The sequence below is a fragment of the Odoribacter sp. genome, from assembly GCF_985060555.1.
This window is the reverse complement of sequence record NZ_CFKYFN010000009.1, coordinates 1-7180: the sequence shown is the minus strand read 5'-3', so window position 1 is coordinate 7180 and position 7180 is coordinate 1. Positions and strand designations below refer to the sequence as shown.

General features: G+C 46.4%; 4 protein-coding genes. All 4 read left to right on the top strand.

Annotated features, from left to right (window positions below; translation table 11 throughout):
• Positions 1–102 precede the first annotated feature (102 nt).
• The 4 genes from AC5RDS_RS01295 to nspC all read left to right on the top strand — a co-directional run bounded on the left by AC5RDS_RS01295 (position 103) and on the right by nspC (position 6930).
• Entirely contained in the window at positions 103–3156 is a 3054-nt protein-coding gene (locus tag AC5RDS_RS01295; RefSeq protein WP_046402638.1) for an efflux RND transporter permease subunit, read from the top strand.
• A gap of 20 nt (positions 3157–3176) precedes the next feature.
• Complete coding sequence (locus tag AC5RDS_RS01290) at positions 3177–4481, top strand: TolC family protein (RefSeq protein ID WP_229091363.1); 1305 nt, start codon at positions 3177–3179, stop codon at positions 4479–4481.
• Between the two features lie 98 nt (positions 4482–4579).
• Positions 4580–5770, top strand: a complete 1191-nt coding sequence (locus AC5RDS_RS01285; protein ID WP_013611866.1) for a saccharopine dehydrogenase family protein — start codon at positions 4580–4582, stop codon at positions 5768–5770.
• On the top strand, positions 5767–6930 hold the full coding sequence (nspC, locus tag AC5RDS_RS01280) for a carboxynorspermidine decarboxylase (RefSeq protein WP_013611865.1): 1164 nt from the start codon (positions 5767–5769) through the stop codon (positions 6928–6930). The genes AC5RDS_RS01285 and nspC overlap by 4 nt, the downstream gene beginning before the upstream one ends.
• The last annotated feature ends 250 nt before the right edge of the window (positions 6931–7180 follow it).

Below are 7180 nucleotides of genomic sequence, written 5' to 3'. Positions count from 1 at the left end.
CTATAAACTCAGTAACTCTATAAACTCAGTAACTCTATAAACTCAGTAACTCTATAAACTCAGTAACTCTATAAACTCAATAACTCAGCAACTCTATAACAAATGAGCTTATCGTCAACATGTATAAAGCGACCGGTATTTGCAACGGTGATGAACATCATTATGATGTTGGTCGGTTGTATCGGTCTGGTATTTTTGGGGGTACGTGACTATCCCAGTGTCGATCCGCCTATTATTTCGGTATCGACCAGTTTTCCAGGTGCTAATGCCGATGTAATCGAGACGCAGATTACCGAGCCTTTGGAGTCGGCTATCAACGGAATCCCGGGGATTCGTTCGTTGACCAGCCAGAGTAGGGACGGACGGAGTAATATAACGGTAGAGTTCGAGTTGGAGGTCGACTTGGAGACGGCTGCTAACGATGTCCGGGATAAAGTTTCCGGAGCGATGCGCCGTTTGCCGAAAGACGTGGATCCTCCGACCGTAAGTAAGGCGGATGCCGATGCTCAGCCGATCTTTGCGGTTTCGTTGCGGAGTGACCAGCGGTCATTGATCGACCTGAGTATGTATGCCGATCAGTACTATAAGGAACGCTTGCAGACGATCTCAGGAGTGAGTAGTGTCTCCATCTGGGGAGAAAAAAGATATTCCGTACGGATGCGGATGGATCCGTCTTTGCTGGCTGCTTATGGAATCACTCCTATGGACGTGAGGAATGCTGTGACTCAGGAAAATGTGGAATTGCCTTCCGGACGGATCGAGGGAGAAAATACCGAACTGACTATCCGTACCCTGGGACGACTGATGACGATCGAGGATTTTAATAATCTGGTCATCAAAGAGGAGGGCGATAAAGTCATTCGTTTCCGGGATATCGGTATTGCAGAAGTAGACGCCGAAGATACCCGTTCGATTATGAAGCGGAATGGGGTGCCGATGGTGGCTTGTGCCATCATTCCTCAGCCGGGAGCCAATTATATCGATATTGTCGACCGGGCGTATGAAGTGATGGCCGATTTGCAAAAAGACTTGCCTGATGACGTCGAAGCCGGAATTGCTTTCGATAATACGGTCTTTATCCGCAATTCGATCAATGAAGTGAAAGACACGATCGTGGAGGCTTTTATTCTGGTAGTGTTGATTATCTTCCTGTTCTTACGCAATTGGCGGACGACATTGATTCCCGTATTGGCTATCCCCATCTCTTTGGTCGGTGCTTTTTTTGTGATGTATCTGGCCGGATTTACCATAAATATTCTGACCTTGCTGGCGATTGTGCTGGCGATCGGTCTGGTTGTCGACGATGCGATTGTGGTGATGGAGAATATCTATACGAAGATCGAACAGGGAATGTCTCCGCTCGAAGCCGGTTTTAAGGGGTCGAATGAGATCTTCTTTGCAGTTATCGCTACCACTATAGCCTTGGTGGCTGTGTTTTTCCCGATTGTCTTTTTGCAGGGGACGACCGGGCGGTTGTTCCGGGAATTCAGTATCGTGATTACCGGGGCAGTCATTATTTCTTCATTTGTCGCTCTGACTTTTACCCCGATGATTTCCACCAAGTTGCTTACCCGCAATGTCACCGATAACTGGTTTTACCGTACGACGGAACCTTTCTTCGACGGTATGGTCGATTACTACCGCCGGGCATTGGAAGGTTTTATGAAATACCGGTGGATCGCTCCTTTGATACTGATCGGTTCGGGCGTGGTGATCTGGTTGTTGTGGCAGGCTATTCCTTCGGAAATGGCTCCCCTCGAAGACCGTTCGAATATCCGGATCACCTCTACGGCTCCGGAAGGCGCTACGTTCGAGTATATGAGCCGATATGCCGATGAGTTGAGTAGTTATATCGAACAAGAGGTCCCTGAACAGGAAAAGATAATCGAAATGATCGGTGGGGGAAATACCAATCGTTCCAACTTGAACCTTTGGTTGGTAGATCCCGAAGAACGGGGACGTACCCAACAGGAGATTGCCGATGAATTGGGAGTACAGGTACGTAATTTCACCGGAGCCCGGACGATGGTTTCACAACAGCAGACTTTTGGCGGACGTCGCGGAGGCTTGCCGGTAGAATACGTTATTCAGGCCAAGAACCTCGACGACCTGAAACGGGTATTGCCCCGCTTTATGGACGAAGTGAATAAAAGTCCGGTATTCTCGGTGGCCGATTTGAACCTTAAATTTACCAAACCCGAATTGACCATCAATATCGACCGGGATAAAGCTGCCGTATTGGGCGTTTCTATGCAGAATATTGCAGAGACCTTACAGCTGACCATGAGTGAACAGCGGGTCGGTTATTTCATCCTGAACGGGAAGCAATATCAGATATTGAGTCAGATCGACCGCGAAAACCGGAATAAACCCTCTGATTTACAGAATATCTATGTACGGAATAATAATGGTGAATTGATTGCATTGGACAATCTGGTGACGACTTCCGAGAGTTCTATGCCTCCGCAATTGTATCGCTACGACCGTTTTGTGGCCGCTACGGTTTCGGCTGGATTGGCTAAACGAAAAACGATATCAGAGGGATTGGCTGAAATGGACCGGATTGCTGCCGATGTGTTAGACGATAATTTTAAGACGACACTTTCCGGTAGTTCGAAGGATTTTGTGGAAAGTTCGTCCAGTCTGATGTTTGCTTTTGTATTGGCATTGATATTCATTTACCTGGTTTTATCGGCTCAGTTCGAGAGTTTCCGGGATCCCCTGATCATTATGTTTACTGTGCCTTTGGCGTTGATCGGGGCGATGGTGTCCTTGTGGTATTTCGATCAGACTATGAATATTTTCAGCCAGATCGGTGTAATCATGTTGATCGGGCTGGTGTCGAAGAACGGTATTCTGATTGTAGAGTTTGCCAACCAGCGGAAAGCGATGGGTGAACCGATGCTGATAGCTGTGAAAAATGCTGCTGTCGCTCGTTTCCGGCCGATTCTGATGACGAGTTTGTCGACGGTTTTGGGTATTCTTCCGATGGCTATCGCTACCGGTGCCGGTGCTGAAAGCCGGGTAGCCATGGGGATCGCCGTTGTCGGTGGGATGGTATGTGCTACTTTCTTGTCCTTGTTCGTGATTCCGGCGATTTATTCTTATCTGTCGACAGAAAAGGTGAACGTGATCGGGGAAGAGCATAAAGAGTAAAGAATTTTTTGATTATGATTATGGGAAAATATAGTTTACTATTCTTCATCGTTTGTTTTTTATTTTTTATTCCAGGGTTTTCTTCTGCCCAGGTTAAAATTACATTGGATAGTTGTATCGCCCGGGCGTTGGAGTCGAATTATTCGATCAAAATTATCCGTAATCAACAACGTCAGGCTGAAAATAACCTGAATTACGGGCCTTTTCTTCCGACTATCGGTATCGATGCTGCCCAGAAACAATCGATTACCGATAGTAAAGTGGTCTCCGACGGAGAAGACAGAAGGGCCGATAATTCCCGTTCGGATGCTTTGAGTGCCGGAGTTTCTCTCAACTGGCGTTTGTTCGACGGTATGGAAATGTTTATGACTCACAACCGTTATGCCGAAATGCTGGCGATCGGCGAACTGAACACCAAGGCAGCTGTCGAGAACCTGATCGTCGAAGTAAGTTCTTATTATTACGATGTTGTACGTCAGCACAGTAAGCTCGAAGCTGCACGGCATTCTTTGGAGTTGTCGAATGCCCGTTATGCCGAGGCCCGTGATAAATATGTGATCGGAGTATTATCGGGTTTGGAGGCCCAACAGGCAAAACTCGATTTAAATGCCGACAGTTCGAATTATATGAAAGAAAAAGAACTGTTGAAAAGTGCTTATATTTCACTGAATACTATCATGAATACCGATCTGCAAAAACATATGTACGTAGACGATTCTATCCGGCTGCATATGCCTTTGCAATATCAGGATTTATTGACCGATCTGTTGCAATACAATACTACCCTGCAAATCGGGCGCCGGGACCGGAAAGTCTCTGAATTGGACATGAAGATCGCCCGGGCCGCTTTGTTCCCTAAATTAGATTTCGATGCCGGATATAACTACAACCGCACCAAATCTCCGGCCTCGGTCACTTCCCTCAACCGTTCGAACGGTCCGTATTGGGGTTTTTCCCTGAGTGTGGATATTTTTAACCGATTGGAAAACCGGAGGAAGATCAGAAATGCGAAATTGGATATGGAAAATGCCGCCCTTTCTTATCAGGAAGCGGAACAGCAGGTAAAAGCCGATTTGGCACAGCTCTACAATACCTACGAGAATAACCTGCAGATCGTAAGCTTTGAGGAAGAAAGCGAACGGGTTGCTTTCGATAACCTCGATGCGGCACTCGAAAAGTATAAATTGGGAACCTTGCCGGGAATCGAATTCAGGGAATTTCAGCGCAGTTATATCGATGCCGTCGACCGTAAAGTTTCTGCCCTCTACCAGGCAAAAATCTCCGAGCTGTCGTTGTTGCTCATTAGCGGGAAAATATTGGAGTAATGCCTGTTTTATTTGAATGACTTGAAATGAAAAATGTTTTTCGGATCAAAAAATATTGTATCTTTGCTCAACTAGTAATAACTTAAAAAAAATTGTCCATGTGTCGAGTTTTAATTATCGGTGCCGGAGGCGTTGGTACCGTTGTTGCGCATAAAGTTGCAAAGAATAAGGTTTTTACCGATATTATGCTGGCCAGCCGCACCAAATCGAAATGCGACGAGATTGCTGCAGCCGTAGGGGGTAATCGTATTCAGACCGCTCAGGTGGATGCAGATCATGTTGAGGAATTGACCGGACTTATGCGTTCATTCAAGCCGGATATTGTGATTAATGTTGCTCTTCCTTATCAGGACCTGACGATTATGGAAGCTTGTCTGGAAGCCGGAGTGAACTATTTGGATACGGCTAATTACGAGCCTAAAGATGAAGCACATTTCGAATATAGCTGGCAATGGGCATACCATGAACGCTTTAAAGAAAAAGGATTGACCGCTATTCTGGGATGTGGATTCGATCCGGGCGTATCGGCGATCTTTACCGCTTATGCTGCCAAACATCACTTCGATGAAATTCAATATCTGGATATCGTAGATTGTAATGCCGGAAATCACGGAATGGCTTTTGCTACCAACTTCAATCCGGAAATCAATATTCGGGAGATCACCCAAAACGGACGTTTTTATGAAAACGGACAATGGGTCAAGACAGGACCGCTCGAAATTCATAAGACCTTGACTTATCCGAATATCGGGGAAAGAGAGTCTTATCTGTTGTACCATGAGGAACTGGAATCTCTGGTCAAGAATTTTCCGACCATCAAACGGGCTCGTTTCTGGATGACCTTCGGACAGGAATACCTGACCCATTTGCGGGTGATTCAGAATATCGGTATGGCTCGTATCGACGAGGTGGAATTTAACGGAGTGAAGATCGTACCTTTGCAATTCCTGAAAGCCGTATTGCCCGATCCGAAATCCTTAGGCCACAACTATCATGGCGAGACTTCGATCGGTTGCCGCATTAAAGGGCTCAAAGACGGCAAAGAACATACTTATTATATTTATAACAATTGTGACCACGAAGCTGCTTTCAAAGAAACCGGTACACAGGCTGTCAGCTACACCACCGGTGTTCCGGCTGCCCTGGGAGCCGCGATGTTTGCAAAAGGACTTTGGAAAGGCGCAGGAGTGTATAATGTGGAACAATTCGATCCGGATCCATTCCTGGCAGAATTAGGAGAACAAGGATTGCCTTGGGTTGAAAAATTCGATATCGACCTGGAAGTATGATCGATAAGGATACGATTCTGAGCAACTGGGATTTATCCACTGTCCCCTCTCCTTGCTATGTATTGCATGAAACCTTGCTGGCAGACAACCTGAGGGTGATCGACAAGGTGAGGAAGGCTACCGGAGCAGAGATTATCGTAGCTTTGAAGGCCAACGCTATGTGGAGTATTTTTCCGGAACTCAGCAGACATTCGGATGGAGCCACTGCCAGTTCGCTGGCGGAGGCTCGTCTTGTTTTTGAAGAATATGGCGCTCCGGCTCATACTTATGCTCCGGTGTATACCGAAGGAGAGATCGGCGAGATATTGAATTGCAGCAACCACATCACTTTTAATTCGTTGGGACAATACGAGCGTTTCGGACGGCGGGCCCATCGGGCAGGTGTCTCTTGTGGGTTGCGGGTAAACCCGGAATTTTCTACTGTTGAAACCGATTTATACAATCCGGCCAGTCCCACTTCCCGTCTGGGCATATTGGCTGCCGACCTGACTCATTTACCGGAAGGAATCGATGGTTTACATTTTCATTCGTTGTGTGAATCCCGTCCGGATGATTTGAGAGGTACGCTGGCTGCTGTCGAAGAACGATTCGGCCGGTTTTTCCCGCAAATCAAATGGTTGAATATGGGGGGAGGACATTTGATGACTCATAAAGATTACGATGAGGAGGAACTGATTCATATCTTGTGTGATTTTCGTTCGCGTTATCCGCATTTACGGATCATTCTCGAGCCGGGTAGTGCATTTACCTGGGATACCGGTTGTCTGGTGGCCACTGTCGAAGATAAAGTCAGTAACGGAGGTGTCGATACTTTGATGTTGAATGTTTCTTTTGCCTGTCACATGCCCGATTGTCTCGAAATGCCCTATAAGCCGGCTATTTTAGGCACTCATGAACCTGCCGAAGGGGAAAAGCGTTGGCGGATGGGAGGAAACAGTTGTCTGGCCGGTGATTACTACGGAGATTGGGCTTTTGACGGGGGACGTGAGCCCCGGGTCGGAGATCGTATCGTTTTTCGCGATATGATCCATTATACGATGGTCAAAACGACCATGTTCAACGGGGTCACCCATCCTTCCATCGGAATTTGGAATCCTGAGACCGGTTTTCGTCTGGTCCGTAAATTCGGTTACGAAGATTATAAAAACCGGATGTCTTGACAGAAAAATTTTTGCCGAAGAGGTTGCCTGAACGTTTAAATCTCACTTTTGTGGAACTTAAATTCCGGAAAGACTTATTGTGAGGTAGGGTTTATTTTTGCTAGTGTCGGCTGATGCGGTGAAATGGTTGTCATATTGTTACATTATGTAGGGATATTCAGTAAATAGTATAAAATTAGCCAACTAATTCATACACAAAATGTTGCGAATTAGTTGGCTTTTTTGTATCTTTAGGTATTCCCCCGCAAAT